This is a genomic window from Rhodanobacter sp. FW510-R10 (assembly GCF_058781105.1).
Window position 1 is genome coordinate 2,294,220 of the sequence record NZ_JBYSWL010000001.1, and the last position, 21,526, is coordinate 2,315,745.

The following is a 21,526-nucleotide window of genomic DNA, read 5'->3' on the forward strand; positions in this document are numbered from 1 at the left end:
GGCCGTATCGAATTCAGCCAGCGTGCAATTTTACTGCCGCCATCCGGGCCATTTCGCCTGACATTGGTCATGCTTGACGGCAGCCGATGAGCGGCATTCAGGTGGACCGGAAGAAGGGCTCCGGACTCCGCCGAGGGCGTGCCTACTGGACTGGCTGGACCTGCTTGGGCTGGACCTGCTTGGGCTTCCCCTGCTTGGGGTGCGACTTCTCCCACTCGTGTTGCTGCTCCAGCAACTGGTCGGGATCGAAGTTCTCCTGGTCCAGGCCCTGCATCTGCTCGATGATGGAGGCGGGCGGGTTGCCGCGATAAATCTGGTACAGACGCTGCTGCCGGTAGGCATCGCGCAGGAACACGTAGGGATCGTAAGCCGATTCGAGGAAGCCCTCGGCATCGAGCGCGCGGGCACGCAGCGTGACGACGTACATCGCCTGCGGCACGTATTGCAGGCCATGGTAATGATGGGTGCGGCCGTAGATGCTCAATGGATCGAGGAAATAGTTGTCGACTGGCAGGCGCCAGACATCACGCATGGTGCTGGGGCCCAGCAGCGGCACCATCAGGAAGTCTCCTTCAGGGGCACCCCAGCGCGCCAGGGTGATGCCGAAGTCGTTGTCCTGCAGCGGCAGGCCGAGCTGGCTGGCCGGATCGAAGAAGCCCCCAATGCCGAGCGTGAGGTTGACGAGGAATCGGCCGGTGTCCTGCAGCGCGTGCGTGGGCCGCGCCTGCAGCAGGTCGTTGAACACCACGATGGGCATGCGGATGTTGGTAAAAAAGTCGCTGACCGAGCGGCGTACCGGTGGATTGGTCACTTTGCGGTAGCCGACCGCAGCGGGCCGCAACACCGCCTGGTCCACGACGTTGTTGAACTTGTACACCTCGCGGTTGTATTTCTCGAGAGGGTCGTCCGTGCGCGGCTTGGCGATGGCGCAACCCGCCAACAGCACCACAGCCAACACGAGCAACCAGCGGATGGACGGCAGCGAACGAACCGGGTGCGTCATGATGCGCGCTTGCCCTTAGCCAGGAAGGCCATAATTGTACTGATTGGTGTTGTTATATGCACGGTCGGCAGCGACGAGGGCACCGATGCGCGCAGCCGCCCATGATAGCCGCATGCGCATTGCCAGCAAAGCGCCTGCGCTCTACACTTGAGCTTGCTACAAGCCATTAATATCAGAGGATTTCGCATGGCCCGTATCACCGTGGAAGACTGCCTTGAGGTCGTTGACAACCGCTTTGAGCTGGTGCTCATGGCGACCAAGCGGGCAAGGCAACTGGAGAAGGGCGTCGAGCCGGCGGTCAATCCGGGGCACGACAAGCCCACGGTGGTGGCCTTGCGCGAAATTGCCGAGCGCCGCATCGACCAGGCCATGATCGACCAGATCGACAAGGCCGAGCGCGAACGCGCGGAACGTGAGGCGCTGGAATGGGCCGCCGCGGAAGTCGACGATGATCTGTCCAAGGTCGGTGACGACTGATGGACGCCGGCGGCTGTAGGCGCGAACCCGGCACCGGCCTGGCTGGTGCGGGTTCGCGCGTACGCCGTCCTGCCGCAGCCCCCCCGGTGCGGTGCGTGGGCCCCGCCCTGGCGGATGGCGGCTTGGCGCAGCCCATGCCGGGGCGCCAGGCGCGCGTCTGAGGCGTATCGCCGCCATGTCCATCGCCGCCCAATCCGCCGCACTCGATCCGCCGACCCTGCCACCCTACGCGGTGGCACTCAAGGAAAGCGTTACCTATCTGCCGCCTGAGCAGCGTGCGCGGGTGATGCAGGCGTTCGCCGCGGGCACCAAGGCGCATGCCGGGCAGGAGCGCAGGAGCGGCGAGCCCTATATCACCCATCCAGTTGCGGTGGCGGTCATCCTGGCCGGGCTCGGCATGGATGCCGAAACCATCGTTGCCGCGCTGTTGCACGACACGCTCGAGGACACCCCACTGACCCGCACCGAGCTGGCGGCGGAGTTTGGCGAGGTCGTCGCCGAACTGGTCGACGGGGTGACCAAGCTCGACAAGATGCGCTTCGGCACGCGGCAGGAAGCGGACGCGGAGAGCTTCCGGAAAATGCTGTTGGCCATGGCGCGGGACATCCGCGTCATCCTGATCAAGTTGGCCGACCGCCTGCACAACATGCGGACGCTGGGCGCCAAGGATCTGCCGGCGCGGCGCCGCATCGCGCGTGAAACCCTGGAGATCTACGGGCCGATCGCGCAGCGCTTGGGCATGAACAAGTTCCGCACGGAGCTGCAGGACCTCGGTTTCCGCATGCTGTATCCGGATCGCTACCGGGTGATCAGCGAGCGCATCCGCGCCGCCCTGGGCAACCGCCGCGAGGCCATGGCCAAGATTCGCGCCGCCCTTTCCGAGCGGCTGGGTGCTGAACACATCGAGTGCCGCGTGGTCGGGCGCATCAAGTCGCCGTGGAGCATCTACTCGAAGATGCGCAGCGAGCACCTCACGTTTGCCCAGCTCATGGACGTGTACGGGTTCCGTGTCGTGGTCGACAGCGTGGTGAACTGCTACGTGGCACTCGGCGTGGTGCATGCGCTGTACAAGCCGGTCGACCGGCGCTTCAAGGATTTCATCGCCATCCCCAAGGCCAATGGCTACCAGTCCCTGCACACGGTGCTGCTGGGGCCGTTCGGTGCGCCGATCGAGATCCAGATCCGCACCACGGAGATGGATTCGGTGGCCGAGAGCGGGATTGCCGCGCACTGGGCGTACAAGACCGACAGCGCGCCGGCCAACAACGCACAGGCCCGGGCCCGGGCCTGGCTGTCTTCGCTGGTGGATAGCCAGGTCAACACCACGTCCTCGGCCGAGTTCATCGAGAACGTCAAGATCGACTTGTTTCCAGACGAGGTCTACGTGTTTACGCCGCGCGGCGACATCTTCGCCTTGCCGCGCAACGCGACCGTGCTCGACCTCGCCTATGCCGTGCACACCGATGTCGGCGACCATGCCGTTGCCGCACGCGTGGACAAGAAGCTCACGCCGTTGCGGGCGCGGCTGGAATCGGGGCAGATGGTGGAGATCATCACCGCGCCGTCGGCGGTACCCAATCCGTCCTGGCTCGAGGCCGTGGTGACTGGCAAGGCGCGGACGGCCATCCGCCAGCACCTGAAGCATCTGCAGCACGAAGACGCGGTCGACTTTGGCCACCGCATGCTCGATCGCGCGCTGGACCTGCGCGGCTTCAGCATCGATGGCATTTCGCCGGAAGTATTGGATCGCTACCTGGCGAGCATCAAGTACCGGCGCCTGGAAGAACTGTTGGCCGACATCGCACTGGGCAACCGCATGCCGGATCGGGTGGCGGCGCAGCTCCTGCAGGCGCGCGGCAAGCATGCCGGGGATGCGCCGCAGGCGCCGCATGCCAACGAGAACATCCGCATTACCGGCGCCGAACGCGGCGTGCTGAGTTTTGCCAATTGTTGCCACCCCCTGCCGGGTGACGACATCGTCGGCTACCTGTCGCCAGGCAAGGGCATCGTGGTGCACCGGACCGAATGTCCGAACGTGGCGGAACTGGCCAAGATGCCGGAGCGCCGTGTGGGCATCGAGTGGGATCGCGAAGTGCGCGGCGACTACCGCGCGCGCCTGCGCGTGGAAGTGGCGAACCATCCCGGCGTGCTGGCCACAGTGGCCGCGGCGATCGCGGCGGCCGATTCCAACATCGACAACGTCGAATACGTGGAACGCGATCCGACGGCGGCGACGCTGATGTTTTCCATGGAAGTGAAAGACCGCAAGCATCTGGCGGACGTCATTCGCCGGGTGCGGCGCACCGGCGTCGTCAGCGCCGTGCACCGCTATCCCATCTAGAAGCGTGGGCCCACGCGCCTGGCGCGTCCCGGCCTGGAGTACCGACCCCTGGCGGTTGCGCCTGGACGACGGTGGAGTCGCCGGGTCGTCCGCATCGGCTGCTGCCGGTGCCGGGTTATCATGGCCCCCCGGCACAGCCGGTTCCCGGCTTGTGCCATTCCAACGTTCGCAAGGAGATCCAATGTCCCTCGACTACATTGCCACCACCCAGGCTCCAGGCGCGATCGGGCCTTACTCGCAGGCCGTGCGCGCCGGCAAGACCGTGTATTTTTCCGGCCAGACGCCGATCGACCCGGCCACTGGTGCCCTGGTGGCGGGTGACATCAGCGCGCAGACGCATCGCGTGTTTGACAACCTGGCTGCCGTGGCCAAGGCGGCCGGTGGCTCGTTTGCCCAGGTGGTGCGGGTCGGCATTTACGTTACCGACTTGGCCAACTTTGCCGTGGTCAACGGCGTGATGGCCGAGTATTTCCAGCAACCCTATCCGGCGCGCTCCACGATTCAGGTCGCCGCACTGCCAAAGGCGGCCCAGGTCGAGATCGACATGATCATGGTGCTCGACTGAGGCGTGGCCCCGAGGCGCACTGATTGCCTGCCGCGAGGTCGGCTGTGCCGATGACGTCGGCCCCGGCCAGCACCTGGCGATGAGCGCCACCATGGCTGTGCATCCCGAACGCGGTGGAGCGGGCGCCGGGCTGGCGCCAGTCGAAACCATAGCCGGCGTGGGGCCGGTGCTGGCTGCCGCGCTCGGCCGACTGGGGCTGACGCGGGTGCGGGACCTCTGGTTTCACCTGCCGCTGCGCTACGAGGACAGGACGCGGATCACACCGCTGGCGGACGTGCGTGCCGGCGACCGCGTCCAGGTGGTCGGCACGGTCGAGGCAGTGGAACGCGGCTTCGCGTTCCGCCCCCAGCTCAAGGTCGCCTTGCGCGAGCGGACGCATACGCTGCTGCTGCGCTTCTTCCACTTCAACCGGGCCCAGGCCGAGCAACTGCGTCCCGGTATGCAGCTCCTGTGCTATGGCGAGGCGCGCCTCGGCGCGCATGGCTTGGAGATGGTGCATCCGCAGTATCGAAGCCTGGACCCGCAGGCGCCGCCGACGCTGGACGCAGCACTCAACCCGGTGTACCCGACGACGGAAGGCCTGGGACAAAAGCGCCTGGCCAATGTGATTGCCAAGGGTCTGGCGCGGTTGCCGCCGGAGGCGGAGCTGGAGCTCATCCCGGCGCCCCTGCTGGCCAGCTGCGGCTTGGCCTCGCTGCGTGATGCGCTGCTCTACGTGCATCGCCCACCACCAGACGCACCGGTCGACGAGCTCATGCGCGGCACCCATCCCGCGCAGGCGCGGTTGGCCTTCGAGGAGTTGCTGGCGCGGCACCTGAGCCTGCGCTGCATGCGCGAACGGGTGCGCCGCAAGGTGGCGCCGAGTCTCGGCGGTTCCGGGCGCCTGCGCCGGCGCCTGCGCGCCAACCTCGGCTTTGCCTTGACCGGCGCGCAGCAGCGCGTGGTCGGCGAAGTCCTGCACGACCTCACACTGCGCCACCCGATGCTGCGCCTGGTGCAAGGCGATGTGGGTTCGGGCAAGACCGTCGTCGCGGCACTGGCGGCGCTGGCCGCGGTCGAGTCGGGCTACCAGGTGGCGCTGATGGCGCCCACCGAATTGCTGGCCGAGCAGCATCGCCGCAGCTTCACAGACTGGCTTGCACCGCTAGGCATCGAGGTCGAATGGCTGGCCGGCAAGCAGCAGGGCAAAGCCCGGGAGCGGGCCTTGCAGCGGGTTGCCGAGGGCGCCCCGGTCGTGGTCGGCACCAACGCGCTGATGCAAGAGGGCGTGAGCTTTGCGCGGCTCGGCCTGGTGATCGTCGACGAGCAGCACCGTTTTGGCGTGCAGCAGCGCCTGGCCTTGCGGGCCAAGGGCGATGGCGGCGACCAGGTGCCGCACCAGCTCGTGCTCACCGCCACGCCGATCCCGCGCACGCTGGCGATGAGTGAGTACGCCGACCTGGACGTCTCCTCCATCGACGAGCTGCCGCCGGGCCGCACGCCCGTGCACACCATTGCCGTTTCCAACACGCGACGGCCCGAAGTGATGCAGCGTCTGCGCACGGCCTGCGCGGAAGGGCGGCAGGTGTACTGGGTGTGCACGCTGATCGAGGAATCCGAGCAACTCCGCGCACAAGCCGCCGAAGTCGCGCACGCCGAATTGGTGCAGGCGCTGCCCGGCGCCACGGTGGCCTTGCTGCATGGGCGCATGAAGGCCGGCGAGAAGCAGGCGACGATGGAGGCGTTCAAGGCCGGCAGTATTTCGGTCCTGGTGGCCACCACGGTCATCGAGGTCGGGGTGGACGTGCCCGATGCCAGCCTCATGGTGATCGAGAACAGCGAACGCCTTGGCCTCGCGCAACTGCACCAGTTGCGCGGGCGCGTGGGGCGGGGCAGCACGGCGTCCGATTGCGTCCTGCTGTACCAGCCGCCGCTGGGGCGGCTGGCCCGCGAGCGGCTGCAGGTATTGCGGGAGACCCACGATGGCTTCCGCATTGCCGAGCGCGACCTCGAATTACGCGGTCCCGGCGAGCTGCTCGGCACCCGGCAAACCGGGCAGGTGGCGTTCCGCATTGCCGACCTGGCGCGGGATGCGCGCCTGCTGCCAATGGTGCAGGACGTTGGCGAGGCGATGCTGCACCAATACCCACAGCAGACCAGCCAGCTGATCGAACGCTGGCTCGGCAGTGCGCTGCTCTATGCCAATGCGTGATGGCTGGTAAGTTGGCTCCATCCCTCGTGGCGTCTGGACCGGAAGGTGCCTGCGCTTGCGGCAGTAGCGGCCCGACCACTACAATAACGGCTTTTACGCGTCATATCCGAGCCAACCATGAAGCCCGATACCCATCCAAGTTACAAGCCGGTGGTGTTCCAGGATCTGTCATCCGATTTTTCGTTCCTGACGCGATCGACGATGACCAGCGACGAGACCATCAAGTGGGAAGACGGCCAGGAATATCCCCTGGTCAAGGTGGACATTTCCAGCCATTCGCACCCGTTCTACACCGGCAAGCAGAAGACGCTGGACGTCGGTGGCCGCGTCGACAAGTTCCGCCGTCGCTACGCCGCCGCCAAGAAGCCGACCGTCGACGCCGAGTAGGCGGTACTGGCCGGCCGCGTTCGACCCTGGACGCGACGTCGGTCCAAGCCGGCTACTGGCCGGAACGTGCCTGGGCAGGCGAGCAGTCGATCCATGCATGTTGGCTTCGCGGGGTGGCCTGATCGTGGGCCAGGCGGCCATGCCGTGGCGCGCAGAACTATACTGTCGATTGTTGTCCACGTGGTGGTCGCTGAGTCTGGTGTGAGGAGTTGTCCGTGTCTGATGCAAAAACAGTGAAGCTGATTGACGAATCGAACAAACGCAGCACCGAGCTGCCACTGGTGTCCGGGACCCTGGGTCCGGCCTGCATCGACATCGCCACCTTGTACAAGGACACCGGGCATTTCACGTTCGACCCTGGCTACGCCAGCACGGCCAGCACGCGCAGCGCAATCACCTTCATCGACGGCGAGAAGGGCGTCCTGCTGTATCGCGGTTATCCGATCGAGCAACTCGCGGAACATTCCAGCTTCCTGGAAGTGGCCTACCTGCTGCTGGATGGCGAGCTGCCCACGACCGAGCAACTGGCCGAGTTCAAGCATGACGTCTCGCATCACACGATGATGCACGAGTCGCTGAAGAACTTTTTCCAGGGCTTCCATCACGATGCCCACCCGATGGCGATGCTGGCTGCCGCGATCGCCTCGTTGTCGGCGTTCTACCACGACAACCTCAACGTCGAGGATCCGGCGGACCGCAGGCTCGCGGCGATCCGGCTCATCGCGAAGATGCCGACGATCGCGGCGGCCTGCTACCGCTATTCCATCGGGTGGCCGTTCCGCTATCCGCACAACAATCTGGAATACGTCGACCGCTTCCTGCACATGATGTTCGAGGTGCCCAGCGAGCCGCTGCAATTGAACCCGGTGGCGACCAAGGCGCTGGACCTGCTATTCATTTTGCATGCCGACCACGAGCAGAACGCATCGACCTCGACCGTGCGGCTGGTCGGCTCCACCGGCGCCAACCCGTATGCGTCGATTGCCGCCGGCATCACCGCGTTGTGGGGGCCTGCCCATGGCGGTGCGAACGAGGCCGTGCTCAAGCAGCTCGAGGAGATCGGCACGCCGGACAACGTCGAATCGGCGATCTTGCGGGCCAAGGACAAGAACGACAGCTTCCGGCTGATGGGATTTGGCCACCGGGTGTACAAGAACTTCGACCCCAGGGCGCAGATCATCCGCAAGATGTGCCACGCCGTGCTGGACGAGCTCGGCGTGAACGACCCACTGCTGGAAGTGGCGCTGAAACTCGAAGAGGCGGCGCTGAAGGACGATTACTTCGTCAGCCACAAGCTGTATCCGAATGTCGACTTCTATTCCGGCATCATCTACAAGGCACTGAACATCCCCACCGAGATGTTCACGGTGATGTTTGCCATTGCCCGCACCGCCGGCTGGACCGCAAACTGGATCGAGCAGCACGAAACGCCCGGATCGCGCATTGGTCGCCCACGGCAGTTGTATACCGGCGCGGCCCGGCGCGACTACGTGCCTGCCGCGCAGCGTTAACAGCTTGCGGACGCTGCAGTCAAATGTCGGCCAGCGGGCCCGGCGCGACTACGTGCCTGCCGCGCAGCGCTAAGGAAGCTCTGAACAATTCGCTCTTGATCGTCATTCCCGCGAAAGCGGGAATCCAGTGTCTTTGATTTCAACAACTTAACCTCACTGGATCCCCGCTTTCGCGAGGATGAAGGCAATTATTCAGCCCTTCCCTAAGCGAGGCCAACCAAGGAAACGGGTGACGGCTCTTCAGAAGACGGATGGGTCAGTGCAGTATCGAAGGGCCTTGACCGCGGCGTCGTATACGTGAACTGGTTGCATCCATTCTGGTCGCGCCGCAATGAGGCCGGAGCAAAACGCTCCGGATAACGACATAGCTGCGCACAAACTGACCAAGGCGATAACGGCTTCAATGAGGCCGGAGCAAAACGCTCCGGATAACGTTCGGATTGCTTGCGGTCGCTCACGCGAGCGTAGAGCTTCAATGAGGCCGGAGCAAAACGCTCCGGATAACCTGGGCACGACGGTCGAGCAGCTCGCGAAGTTGTCGGCAGCTTCAATGAGGCCGGAGCAAAACGCTCCGGATAACCTGGCCGAGCCATCGGCGGTACAGCACAAAACAAGCTGCTTCAATGAGGCCGGAGCAAAACGCTCCGGATAACTTGCGATTCGCGGTTGCGATGGGCCCAGGTAACCGTGCTTCAATGAGGCCGGAGCAAAACGCTCCGGATAACGGACCTGCAGCTGGTGCAGGCGGTCACATCTAGTGCGCTTCAATGAGGCCGGAGCAAAACGCTCCGGATAACAGCCACACAAACCCGCAACTAAGACTGTGAAGGTGGCTTCAATGAGGCCGGAGCAAAACGCTCCGGATAACCGGCGTTACCCCGGAAACGCTCACCGAGGCCCAGGCGCTTCAATGAGGCCGGAGCAAAACGCTCCGGATAACGGAGAACACCATGGCTATCTCTCTCGCATCCATCGCGCTTCAATGAGGCCGGAGCAAAACGCTCCGGATAACCGAACGTCAGTCGCATGGGAGGAACACGAACACGCGGTGCTTCAATGAGGCCGGAGCAAAACGCTCCGGATAACGTGCAAATCGCTCATTTCGGATTCCTCAAAAGGGGTGGCTTCAATGAGGCCGGAGCAAAACGCTCCGGATAACCGCCAGATTGCCGAGGGCAAGGACGTGTACGTCGAGCTTCAATGAGGCCGGAGCAAAACGCTCCGGATAACCACGCCAGGCTCAGGCCAGAGCAGCCACGTCGGCACGCTTCAATGAGGCCGGAGCAAAACGCTCCGGATAACAAGCCCAACGCCTCCCACCACGATCCAGTCGGCAAGGCTTCAATGAGGCCGGAGCAAAACGCTCCGGATAACCATGCGTCGTCGGCTGCTCATGGAGGATGAGGGATGGCTTCAATGAGGCCGGAGCAAAACGCTCCGGATAACGAAACCGACATTGCCAGTTACGAAGGCGTGGAATGGGCTTCAATGAGGCCGGAGCAAAACGCTCCGGATAACCACCCATAAAAGCAACTTGGATAAAACTTATGAACCGCGCTTCAATGAGGCCGGAGCAAAACGCTCCGGATAACCAGCTCGAAAGCTACGAAACCGCATCCGGTGACGTGGCTTCAATGAGGCCGGAGCAAAACGCTCCGGATAACGAGCTGTAAGGCTTTGGACGTCTAAATATCAGCAAATTGCTTCAATGAGGCCGGAGCAAAACGCTCCGGATAACTAACCGACGAGTCGGTAGTCCCGAGTGTGCAGCCGGGGCTTCAATGAGGCCGGAGCAAAACGCTCCGGATAACGCGCAGAGCTTCCTCAAGGTCGGGAACACTTGTCATCGCTTCAATGAGGCCGGAGCAAAACGCTCCGGATAACCCGGCGCCGCCAGCTCGCCAACAGCCTCGCCGTTGTAGCTTCAATGAGGCCGGAGCAAAACGCTCCGGATAACGGCTTGAGCCATGCCGACTGCTGCTGCGTGGTGGAGCTTCAATGAGGCCGGAGCAAAACGCTCCGGATAACAAGACCGTTGCGCAGGCCAAGTCGATCCCTGGCCAGCTGCTTCAATGAGGCCGGAGCAAAACGCTCCGGATAACCGGCTACCCACAAAAGAGTTTGCGTCCGGGCCTGAAGCTTCAATGAGGCCGGAGCAAAACGCTCCGGATAACTCACCTTGGACACACCGAAGTCGTGGCCGTAGAAATTGCTTCAATGAGGCCGGAGCAAAACGCTCCGGATAACGCTAGCGCCACCCTGCCGAAGTGACGCAAATGTTAAGGCTTCAATGAGGCCGGAGCAAAACGCTCCGGATAACGACCCTTGAGCCATTCGGCATAGGTTGTGTCTGCTGGCTTCAATGAGGCCGGAGCAAAACGCTCCGGATAACTTCCTGCTTTGGACGCACAGTCTTGTGCTGCATGGTCGCTTCAATGAGGCCGGAGCAAAACGCTCCGGATAACGTCGGCATCGCAACCTGTCACGTTGACAAACGACCAGCTTCAATGAGGCCGGAGCAAAACGCTCCGGATAACGCCTGACGACGCAGGTACTCCTGCGGGTCGGTCTCGATCGCTTCAATGAGGCCGGAGCAAAACGCTCCGGATAACCCGTGGGCAGGCGGGCCATGATTTTTGGCTCACTCGGCTTCAATGAGGCCGGAGCAAAACGCTCCGGATAACCCAGGGTGCCCGCCACGTGGACAGGCACCCCAGCTAGCTTCAATGAGGCCGGAGCAAAACGCTCCGGATAACGGCATGACGCCAGAGGAGGAACTGCAGCGCGGCGAGCTTCAATGAGGCCGGAGCAAAACGCTCCGGATAACGATGCGTCGGTGGTCCTGGTGAGCCCGCAGCACAAGGTGCTTCAATGAGGCCGGAGCAAAACGCTCCGGATAACTTTGTTTTGGACGTCACCCTTGAATTGGACTCGTCCGCTTCAATGAGGCCGGAGCAAAACGCTCCGGATAACGTGCTGACGCATCAGCACCGGAAGGCCATTCAGATAGCTTCAATGAGGCCGGAGCAAAACGCTCCGGATAACCATCGTGGACCGCGTGAACCTGGTGGACCAGACCAGGCTTCAATGAGGCCGGAGCAAAACGCTCCGGATAACCCGGCTGGGTCAGCGAGTTGGGTGCGCGGACGGATACGCTTCAATGAGGCCGGAGCAAAACGCTCCGGATAACCATCAACCTGGGCGCCTTCACGCTCTACCTGTCCCGCGCTTCAATGAGGCCGGAGCAAAACGCTCCGGATAACCGACACGGTAGACGAACGTACGAAGGCGGTCGTCGAGCTTCAATGAGGCCGGAGCAAAACGCTCCGGATAACGAGTTGCAGGCCAACGCCGCGCAACTGGCCACGACCGCTTCAATGAGGCCGGAGCAAAACGCTCCGGATAACGTAATCATGAAGTCACGAGGATTAAGCCCGCACTGGCTTCAATGAGGCCGGAGCAAAACGCTCCGGATAACGGCCATCCGCCTAGGGGTGCCCCACCACGGCAGCGAGAGCTTCAATGAGGCCGGAGCAAAACGCTCCGGATAACCGAGGCATCCCGCAAGAAGGCCCTCGTGCGCCTTGGGCTTCAATGAGGCCGGAGCAAAACGCTCCGGATAACGGGCGTCACGGGCTCGCGCATGCCAACCGGCGCGCAGCTTCAATGAGGCCGGAGCAAAACGCTCCGGATAACTCCGTTTGCACCAGCATGCGTGCATAGACAGCGGTAGCTTCAATGAGGCCGGAGCAAAACGCTCCGGATAACTTGGATGCTTGGCGCGCCAGGGACACTACACACACGCTTCAATGAGGCCGGAGCAAAACGCTCCGGATAACGTGGACAAGCTCGCGAAGTCCCAATGGTCGCCCAGGTGCTTCAATGAGGCCGGAGCAAAACGCTCCGGATAACATGCTTCCGCCGCCATCTCAGCAGTCAGGAAGTGGTGCTTCAATGAGGCCGGAGCAAAACGCTCCGGATAACGCAAGCGTCGCTGTGTCATATTGTGCCCCCTTGGGAGCTTCAATGAGGCCGGAGCAAAACGCTCCGGATAACGCGATCGGACAAACACAGTCCTGCGAGGCCGAAGCCGCTTCAATGAGGCCGGAGCAAAACGCTCCGGATAACCTTCTTGCGGGGTGCCTCGGTGCTGTACTTCGTATTGCTTCAATGAGGCCGGAGCAAAACGCTCCGGATAACCTTCGGCGGCATACAGGGGCAATTCATGGATACCAACGCTTCAATGAGGCCGGAGCAAAACGCTCCGGATAACCCGTCATCTGCGCGGCGTTCAGAATCAGCGTGCAGGTGCTTCAATGAGGCCGGAGCAAAACGCTCCGGATAACAAGCAACGTCGGGATGAGAGGAAGATAAAGAGGCTCAGGCTTCAATGAGGCCGGAGCAAAACGCTCCGGATAACCAGTGCCATCATCAACAAACCCATCCTCAGTTTTAGTGCTTCAATGAGGCCGGAGCAAAACGCTCCGGATAACCACGTATCTCTACCGTTTGTCGACGACGACATGGATGCTTCAATGAGGCCGGAGCAAAACGCTCCGGATAACCTCACGGATGAAGTCGCCTTCCTTGAGGTAGATGGCGCTTCAATGAGGCCGGAGCAAAACGCTCCGGATAACTCCGTTTGCGCATCCTAACAGCGGATGGTCGGTACTGCTTCAATGAGGCCGGAGCAAAACGCTCCGGATAACCCACGTTGGCCAGGAGTAGAGAACCCGGCCGCGTCCCGCTTCAATGAGGCCGGAGCAAAACGCTCCGGATAACCGTCCGTGCGAGGGCAAGTCGCGACGGAACCGCGCAGCTTCAATGAGGCCGGAGCAAAACGCTCCGGATAACCGCCTGACGGTCTTGGCCCCATTGTGACCGAGGGCGCTTCAATGAGGCCGGAGCAAAACGCTCCGGATAACCGATTTGGGCGGAAATGCTGCGTAACGGACGTGCAGCGCTTCAATGAGGCCGGAGCAAAACGCTCCGGATAACGACCTTCCAGCCGGATTTGTCTTTCTGTACGCCGATGCTTCAATGAGGCCGGAGCAAAACGCTCCGGATAACGTGGGTCAAGCATGGTCGCGTCCCGTCGCACTGGATGAGGCTTCAATGAGGCCGGAGCAAAACGCTCCGGATAACCAATTTCCCTCGCACTTCGCCCAGCGCGTCGTCCTGGCTTCAATGAGGCCGGAGCAAAACGCTCCGGATAACCCGCCAAGAAACAACAAACGATGAGGGTGCGCCAGTGCTTCAATGAGGCCGGAGCAAAACGCTCCGGATAACGCGCGCGTGATGAAGGAAGTCGTCGCAGCCAGCAACGCTTCAATGAGGCCGGAGCAAAACGCTCCGGATAACGGCCACCGACGTCAAGGGCGGCGATATCAGCCTGAAGCTTCAATGAGGCCGGAGCAAAACGCTCCGGATAACCCACCCACGTTTGAGATTGTTTCAACCTCGAAGGGCGGCTTCAATGAGGCCGGAGCAAAACGCTCCGGATAACACCGCAGAAGTGCATAGACACCGCAGAAGTGCATAGCCGCTTCAATGAGGCCGGAGCAAAACGCTCCGGATAACCGGCGGCTTCGCAGCACAGCGCGTTGATCGCGCTCTCGCTTCAATGAGGCCGGAGCAAAACGCTCCGGATAACGTCGAGGCCCGCATCGGCCTGCATGAAGACGAAGCCGCTTCAATGAGGCCGGAGCAAAACGCTCCGGATAACTTCAGCTTGTTGCCCGGGTCCCGGCTGGCGTACATGCTTCAATGAGGCCGGAGCAAAACGCTCCGGATAACAACAACGCCGCCGCGACCAAGGCCGCAGACCGCTACGCGCTTCAATGAGGCCGGAGCAAAACGCTCCGGATAACTCGGGGTCGTGCTGCGTTTCATGCTTGAACGCGTCGATGCTTCAATGAGGCCGGAGCAAAACGCTCCGGATAACCGAGTGGGGCATGAAGGCGACGATGGCCGAGTGCCTGCTTCAATGAGGCCGGAGCAAAACGCTCCGGATAACTCGGCGTGCCGAGCTGCGCAGCGGCAACCGCATAGGGCTTCAATGAGGCCGGAGCAAAACGCTCCGGATAACCGGCGCAAACAATCCCTACCCCCAAAAGCCGGCATAGCTTCAATGAGGCCGGAGCAAAACGCTCCGGATAACGTGGCGGCGTGGCGCTGGAGGTCGCCAAGCTCCGCTTGCTTCAATGAGGCCGGAGCAAAACGCTCCGGATAACGAGGTAATGAGCGGTTCTGGTTTTATCAGTGTTACCGCTTCAATGAGGCCGGAGCAAAACGCTCCGGATAACGGCCATCACTGTGGGCGCTGCGCTGGAGGAGCATCTGCTTCAATGAGGCCGGAGCAAAACGCTCCGGATAACCGTTCCCACGGAGTCGTCCATGAATAAGATCGGCGTTGCTTCAATGAGGCCGGAGCAAAACGCTCCGGATAACTACCCTAAAGCCGCCTTACACCTAATATTACAACACGCTTCAATGAGGCCGGAGCAAAACGCTCCGGATAACAGATCATCACGCGTCGACCGGCTCGCATTCCGCCTGCTTCAATGAGGCCGGAGCAAAACGCTCCGGATAACATCAGTGAGGCTCAACTCTTCGCGCAGTGGCGAATTGCTTCAATGAGGCCGGAGCAAAACGCTCCGGATAACCATGGCCCTGTCGGGGCTTGCACCCCTGCCGCCCCTGCTTCAATGAGGCCGGAGCAAAACGCTCCGGATAACCAGCGCGATAGCTCAAGGCAAGAGCGCGGCACTGATGCTTCAATGAGGCCGGAGCAAAACGCTCCGGATAACCGCATGTTCGAGCTGATCTCCCACCTGGTGGTGACCGGGCTTCAATGAGGCCGGAGCAAAACGCTCCGGATAACACAACCGTTGCTGGTGCGCTTGGGTCGGCATACGAGCTTCAATGAGGCCGGAGCAAAACGCTCCGGATAACCCAGTGCTGCCCGCTTCATGGGCATCTACGAGTCCGTGCTTCAATGAGGCCGGAGCAAAACGCTCCGGATAACCTCACGATCAGGACGTGAGGGACCCAGCCCACTTGGCTTCAATGAGGCCGGAGCAAAACGCTCCGGATAACAGCCTTCATCGACTGGACAGCCCTCCGGATCAAACTGCTTCAATGAGGCCGGAGCAAAACGCTCCGGATAACTGCCTTCGCGGCAATCTCCCACAAACCCTTTTGCACGGCTTCAATGAGGCCGGAGCAAAACGCTCCGGATAACCTCAAGAGCACTAAAGTATTATCCATCCTTTGATCCAGCTTCAATGAGGCCGGAGCAAAACGCTCCGGATAACTGAGGGCCACTCTTGGACCACCAGCCATATATTGGGCTTCAATGAGGCCGGAGCAAAACGCTCCGGATAACCACCAAGTCCCATTGTGGACCGTGCGTTCCCCCTGGCGCTTCAATGAGGCCGGAGCAAAACGCTCCGGATAACATCTACTTGATGATGGTTACAAGGCAATTATGAATAGCTTCAATGAGGCCGGAGCAAAACGCTCCGGATAACCACCAAGCTCAGTCTGAACCGCCTTGCCACAAGCGGGCTTCAATGAGGCCGGAGCAAAACGCTCCGGATAACCGGCCATTTTATGCTTTCTCTTTTTGCTTTTGAATGCTTCAATGAGGCCGGAGCAAAACGCTCCGGATAACACCATCACCGTCAACTCGTAGGAAGGCCATGAACTACATGCTTCAATGAGGCCGGAGCAAAACGCTCCGGATAACGCATGGTCAACGTGGACATCCGGGCTGGCTCCAGCGGGCTTCAATGAGGCCGGAGCAAAACGCTCCGGATAACGTTCCTGGCCGAGCTGGCCCAGCGACCCGAGTACCGGCTTCAATGAGGCCGGAGCAAAACGCTCCGGATAACGCACATGGGTGGCTGCGTAACCGTTGCGCTCCCGTAGCTTCAATGAGGCCGGAGCAAAACGCTCCGGATAACGATTCTATACCGACTCCGCTGCCCGGCGTGTTGAACGTGCTTCAATGAGGCCGGAGCAAAACGCTCCGGATAACCTTATCGTGCTGTTTGAGAACAGGATGATCCGGAACGCTTCAATGAGGCCGGAGCAAAACGCTCCGGATAACCGACTTCGACGACGAGACCAAGCTGCGATTCAACGCGCTTCAATGAGGCCGGAGCAAAACGCTCCGGATAACAACCCGAGCCCCAGCGCCACCAGCGCCGTCGAAACCGCTTCAATGAGGCCGGAGCAAAACGCTCCGGATAACCGCCCGACATGATCGAAACCAGCTTGCCACCGGGCTTGAGCTTCAATGAGGCCGGAGCAAAACGCTCCGGATAACGATTGCCAAACGAATCACGGTCTTTGCCGACCACGATCGCTTCAATGAGGCCGGAGCAAAACGCTCCGGATAACATACAAGGTCCGGTATATTTTGCTTATAATCAGATTCGCTTCAATGAGGCCGGAGCAAAACGCTCCGGATAACAACTCGCGGCGCGGAGCTGTTAGCCCGCGACGTCAGCTTCAATGAGGCCGGAGCAAAACGCTCCGGATAACGAGCTTCGGAACGGCGACGACAGCGCCACCAGGGCTGCTTCAATGAGGCCGGAGCAAAACGCTCCGGATAACGGCTTGAGTGGTTTCCCAAGGCAGCTCCAGAAACTCCTTGCTTCAATGAGGCCGGAGCAAAACGCTCCGGATAACTGATGTCGGTGACGGCTACGTGCAGCACATCACCTGCCAGCTTCAATGAGGCCGGAGCAAAACGCTCCGGATAACGCCAGAGAAGATGCGGGATGCACCTGCCCCCAGGGTGCTTCAATGAGGCCGGAGCAAAACGCTCCGGATAACCTACATCACGCGCATGCTCGGACACATGGGCAGTTGCGGCTTCAATGAGGCCGGAGCAAAACGCTCCGGATAACCCCGATGGCTTCCGTGCCGGCGGTGTGTCCACGTACTAGCTTCAATGAGGCCGGAGCAAAACGCTCCGGATAACGAAGGAGGCAACCAAGTTGAGGCGCAAGCGGGAGGCGCTTCAATGAGGCCGGAGCAAAACGCTCCGGATAACCATGCGCAAGACCGAAAGCGAGGATGCGCCCAGCGGGCTTCAATGAGGCCGGAGCAAAACGCTCCGGATAACCTATAAATATTATTTGATCTGGAGGACGGCGCAGTAAGCTTCAATGAGGCCGGAGCAAAACGCTCCGGATAACCCAGTTGGCCTCAATGGCGGCGTTGACGTCCGCCAGCTTCAATGAGGCCGGAGCAAAACGCTCCGGATAACCGTTAATCAGTGCGTCGGCTTCCTCGTCGGTCATCAGGCTTCAATGAGGCCGGAGCAAAACGCTCCGGATAACAAACCGGGTCGCCGTCGGGATGCGCCGCGCTGGAGTCGCTTCAATGAGGCCGGAGCAAAACGCTCCGGATAACCCAACCCCTATGCCGGCGCGACCACCAACGTTGGCACGCTTCAATGAGGCCGGAGCAAAACGCTCCGGATAACCGGGCGTGAGGCTCGGGTAAGCCTGCTGGCCGGTGAGGCTTCAATGAGGCCGGAGCAAAACGCTCCGGATAACATCTGCTACGACCGCGCCAACAAAGCCTGTCCGTCCGGCTTCAATGAGGCCGGAGCAAAACGCTCCGGATAACGACCAGCGGGATGCCATGCAGGACCGGGTTACCGTTGCTTCAATGAGGCCGGAGCAAAACGCTCCGGATAACTGCTTCCAGTTTTCCTTGTCGCGGTTGCAGAGGTAGCTTCAATGAGGCCGGAGCAAAACGCTCCGGATAACAATTACGAGAGTGTGCGCGACGGCAAGCTGGACCCGCTTCAATGAGGCCGGAGCAAAACGCTCCGGATAACCAAGATCACGACCTGGAACTGAGACCATGCCTAACATGCTTCAATGAGGCCGGAGCAAAACGCTCCGGATAACCCGCGATATGTACCGCGAACAGTACGCATTGGGCGGCTTCAATGAGGCCGGAGCAAAACGCTCCGGATAACTGCCCACACGCAAGTCCATGTGCGGGAAGGTTGTTTACGTGGATCGTGCGAGCGGTAGAGACCATGGGGATGACCCACGTTAGTGACCTTCTGGCGTAACCGCAACAGAATGGCCTAAATGCTTGATTGTCAAAGAACGGTGTGGCGCGAGCGCTGGCCGTGGTTTTGGCTGTCGCCGGAGCGCTCGCGCGGGCGGGGCAAAAAGCAGGCGAGTGCGGTGGCTTACACAATAACGGGCTCGCGGGCGACGGGTTCGAATTTGTCACCGAGGCTGACGACACGGGGTTTCACCTTGTCGGCGGGGCCGAGGTCGATGACCAGCAGGGCATCCGTGCGGTGCAGGATGATGCCGTCGAGCAGTTGCAGCATTTCGGCGTGCCGGCGTTGGCTCATGCGGCATTGAAAGACGGATAGTTGCAGCCACTCACCGAACCCTTTCATGGTTTTGAAGACGCGGCGCCAGCGTTTGTCGTCGCGGATGTCATAGGTTACCAAATACAGATGTTCGTCCATGCTCGTCTCACGGGTTGCGATGACGCTTCGATCGCTGATTCACCGGGTGGTGAAGTTGGGATAATCATCCAACTCGCCCAGCAGGAAGCGCCCAAGCAGCCTGGCCTGCAGTTCGAGCAGCCGGCGGTAGCTCAGGCGATAGCCGAACATCGGATGGATGACTTCGTGGCTCAATCGGCGCTCGAACGCGGCGATGAAACGTTTGCGCCCATCGGGGGTGAGATTGACGCTGCCGGCGGCGCTGATGAAATCGCTCGGGTGCACTTCGCCGTTGTTGACGACCTGCATCACCACCGAGTCGGCGAGCAGTGGGCGGAACGGTTCCATCAAATCCAGCGCCAGGGCGGGGCGGCCGTAACGTGGCTGGTGGTAGAAGCCGCGGAAGGGGTCGAAGCCTACTGATTGCAGCGTCACCGTCAGCGTGCGCGCGAGTAGGGTATACGCGAACGACAGCATGGCGTTGATCGGGTCAGTCGGCGGCCGCCGGTTGCGTTGGGTGAAGTCGAATGACAACAGCGCTTCGTCTTCAGCGGCCGTGGGCTTGAGGGTGTTGCGGAAGTTGCCGAAGTAGTGCGCGGCAGCGTTGCCTTCGATACCGAGCAGAGTCTGCAGGTTTTCGGCACCTTCGCTCTGTCTTTGGATGCGCTTCATGTCGGCCAGCAGCCGCTCGGGCTTTTCCTCCAGCTTCCAGTTGCGCCGTAGCTGGGTGCGGCTGTTGGCGATTTTCGCGGCGACCAGGCCGCGTGCCACGCGCAGGCATGCGGCGTCGCTGAAGCTGGCGCGGTATTGCGCGGTGCGCAGCTCCACGTTCTTGTGGCCGTTGCCGACGGTGTGACCGTAGAACCAGCCACCGTAGCTATGCCAAGTCACCGGGATACCACGGTGCATCAGCTCTCCGAGGCAGGGCGCGGTTACATAGACGTTGCCCATCAATACCACTTGCGACACTTCGCCGATACGTGCACTGGCCAGCACCTTGTCGTCTTTGCTGACTTCCAACACGTCGCCCTTCTTGGCCAGCTTGGCATTGAATTGCTGGATGTACAGCGGCAGCGCCTCGTGATTGGGCACCGCCAGTGGCCGTGGTGCGAGTTCGGCGTGATGCAGGTACTGCACTTCGTCGGGCAGACAAATCGTCACCAGCGAACAACGTGAGCACTTGGGGCTGTCCACCAACGGGTCGGGGATGCGTCCACCGGCGGCCATGGCGCGCAGTTCGGCGATGGCGTTGCGGGTCAACGCCAGCAGTTCGTCATCGAACGGCACGCTGACGCGTTCCTTGCTGGCCACGTAGTAGATGGCGCCTTCCTCGCATGCGTAGCCATGTTCGCGCAGGAGCAGACCTTGTGCGCACAGTTGGACACGTTCGGGGTCGTACACGCCGCGTGGAATGTGAGGGCGTTTGCCGCGCTTGTAGTCGACCGGTATGACTGTGTCACCTTCACCTTCGATCAAGTCGAGCTTGGCGATCAGGCCGATGGCGTTGGACGACAGCGTGACTGATCGGGCGTGGATCTCAGCGTTCTCCTCGCGCGCCTTGTCGACGGCAGGCAGGTCGCCGGAGGGCTTGTCCACGCGCTGATGACGATGCCGGCCATCCACCGTGTCGGCCGAGTCGGCCCACTCGCCCTGCACCCACTCTAGATAGGCCAGCCGCGGGCAGTACACGTGCTCGTTGAGCATGCGCACCGGAATCAATGGCTGGTCGCCACCCAATTCCGGAAACGGCAACTGTAAATCCCCTTGCTTCGGTTCCATCGAAAGCCGCTCCCCCAGCGTCTGCCGATAACCCTTGACTATCAAGCTTTTACTCTTGTTTCCTCGAAGAAGGCAAGGGCGATATCATTAACAGCTAAATGTGATATCGTCGCCCCATGGCCCGCACACTCATCAATCTGGACCCCGACGACAAGGCGTGGCTGGACCGCGAAGCCCAGGCCCGTAACCTGCCCATGACCGAACTGGTGCGGCAGGCCGTGCGCGGCTACCGCATCCGCCACGAAAGCCAGGGGCTGACGGACTTGCAGGCTGCACTGCGGCGTACCGCCGGCATCTGGCAACGCGGCGACGGCCTGGGTTATCAGCATCGCATGCGTGACGAATGGGATGAGCGCGGGTGAAGTACCTGCTCGATTCGGTCATCCTCATTGACCACTTCAACAACCTCGAAGCTGCCACCGCCTTCCTGAGCGAGCACGGCAGTGAGTGCGCCGTCTCCGTCATCACCCGCGCCGAAGTGCTGGCCGGCTTCACCCTGCGCACCGAACCACTGGCGCGTGAACTGCTCGACGTGTTTCCGCACTTGCCCATCACTACCGAGATCGCCGATCTCGCGGCATCGCTGCGCCGCAGCGAGCGTTGGAAACTGCCCGATGCGCTGCAGGCGGCGGTGGCCGTGCAGCATGGGCTGGTGTTGGTTACGCGGAATACGCGGGATTTCAGGGCTGGCGGCAAGAAGGTCGAGGTGCTGGTGCCGTATCGGGTGTGAGGATGACACCAATGCCCTGCCCGACATGGTGGAGGCGAACCTAGCCG

The 21,526-nt window shown here is 61.5% G+C and carries 11 protein-coding genes and 1 CRISPR repeat array; of the genes, 8 read left to right on the top strand and 3 right to left on the bottom strand.

Annotation, left to right across the window (positions count from 1 at the left end; translation table 11 throughout):
* Positions 1-142: 142 nt before the first annotated feature.
* On the bottom strand, positions 143-1,003 hold the full coding sequence (locus AC3WJB_RS09930) for an MlaA family lipoprotein (RefSeq protein ID WP_492681097.1): 861 nt from the start codon (positions 1,001-1,003) through the stop codon (positions 143-145).
* Positions 1,004-1,189: 186 nt separating this feature from the next.
* On the opposite strand from AC3WJB_RS09930, the gene rpoZ reads away from it, so the two are divergent.
* The 6 genes from rpoZ to AC3WJB_RS09960 all read left to right on the top strand — a co-directional run bounded on the left by rpoZ (position 1,190) and on the right by AC3WJB_RS09960 (position 8,475).
* Positions 1,190-1,480: a DNA-directed RNA polymerase subunit omega gene (gene rpoZ / locus AC3WJB_RS09935; protein ID WP_492681099.1), complete on the top strand. Its 291-nt coding sequence runs from the start codon at positions 1,190-1,192 to the stop codon at positions 1,478-1,480.
* Positions 1,481-1,655: 175 nt separating this feature from the next.
* The gene (locus AC3WJB_RS09940) at positions 1,656-3,821 is read left to right on the top strand and encodes a RelA/SpoT family protein (protein ID WP_492681101.1); all 2,166 of its coding nucleotides are present in this window, start codon (positions 1,656-1,658) and stop codon (positions 3,819-3,821) included.
* A 181-nt stretch (positions 3,822-4,002) separates the two neighbouring features.
* Positions 4,003-4,386, top strand: a complete 384-nt coding sequence (locus AC3WJB_RS09945; protein ID WP_492681103.1) for a RidA family protein — start codon at positions 4,003-4,005, stop codon at positions 4,384-4,386.
* Positions 4,387-4,465: 79 nt separating this feature from the next.
* Positions 4,466-6,577, top strand: coding sequence for an ATP-dependent DNA helicase RecG (gene recG / locus AC3WJB_RS09950; RefSeq protein ID WP_492681105.1), 2,112 nt, complete (start codon positions 4,466-4,468; stop codon positions 6,575-6,577).
* A gap of 117 nt (positions 6,578-6,694) precedes the next feature.
* Complete coding sequence (locus AC3WJB_RS09955; protein ID WP_492681107.1) at positions 6,695-6,964, top strand: type B 50S ribosomal protein L31; 270 nt, start codon at positions 6,695-6,697, stop codon at positions 6,962-6,964.
* 215 nt (positions 6,965-7,179) lie between these two features.
* Positions 7,180-8,475 (top strand): citrate synthase, encoded by a 1,296-nt coding sequence (locus tag AC3WJB_RS09960; protein WP_492681109.1) that lies wholly within the window; start codon positions 7,180-7,182, stop codon positions 8,473-8,475.
* A 325-nt stretch (positions 8,476-8,800) separates the two neighbouring features.
* Positions 8,801-18,478: direct repeats of the CRISPR family, unit length 36 nt; unit sequence GCTTCAATGAGGCCGGAGCAAAACGCTCCGGATAAC.
* Positions 18,479-18,700: 222 nt separating this feature from the next.
* Here the strand turns inward: AC3WJB_RS09960 and cas2 are convergent.
* Positions 18,701-18,991, bottom strand: coding sequence for a CRISPR-associated endonuclease Cas2 (gene cas2, locus AC3WJB_RS09965; RefSeq protein ID WP_492681111.1), 291 nt, complete (start codon positions 18,989-18,991; stop codon positions 18,701-18,703).
* 39 nt (positions 18,992-19,030) lie between these two features.
* Positions 19,031-20,749: a CRISPR-associated endonuclease Cas4g/Cas1g gene (cas4g/cas1g, locus tag AC3WJB_RS09970; protein WP_492681113.1), complete on the bottom strand. Its 1,719-nt coding sequence runs from the start codon at positions 20,747-20,749 to the stop codon at positions 19,031-19,033.
* Positions 20,750-20,865: 116 nt separating this feature from the next.
* Between cas4g/cas1g and AC3WJB_RS09975 the strand changes: the two genes are divergently transcribed.
* Positions 20,866-21,111 (top strand): ribbon-helix-helix protein, CopG family, encoded by a 246-nt coding sequence (locus tag AC3WJB_RS09975; RefSeq protein ID WP_492681115.1) that lies wholly within the window; start codon positions 20,866-20,868, stop codon positions 21,109-21,111.
* Complete coding sequence (locus AC3WJB_RS09980; protein ID WP_492681117.1) at positions 21,108-21,479, top strand: PIN domain-containing protein; 372 nt, start codon at positions 21,108-21,110, stop codon at positions 21,477-21,479. The genes AC3WJB_RS09975 and AC3WJB_RS09980 overlap by 4 nt, the downstream gene beginning before the upstream one ends.
* Positions 21,480-21,526 lie beyond the last annotated feature (47 nt).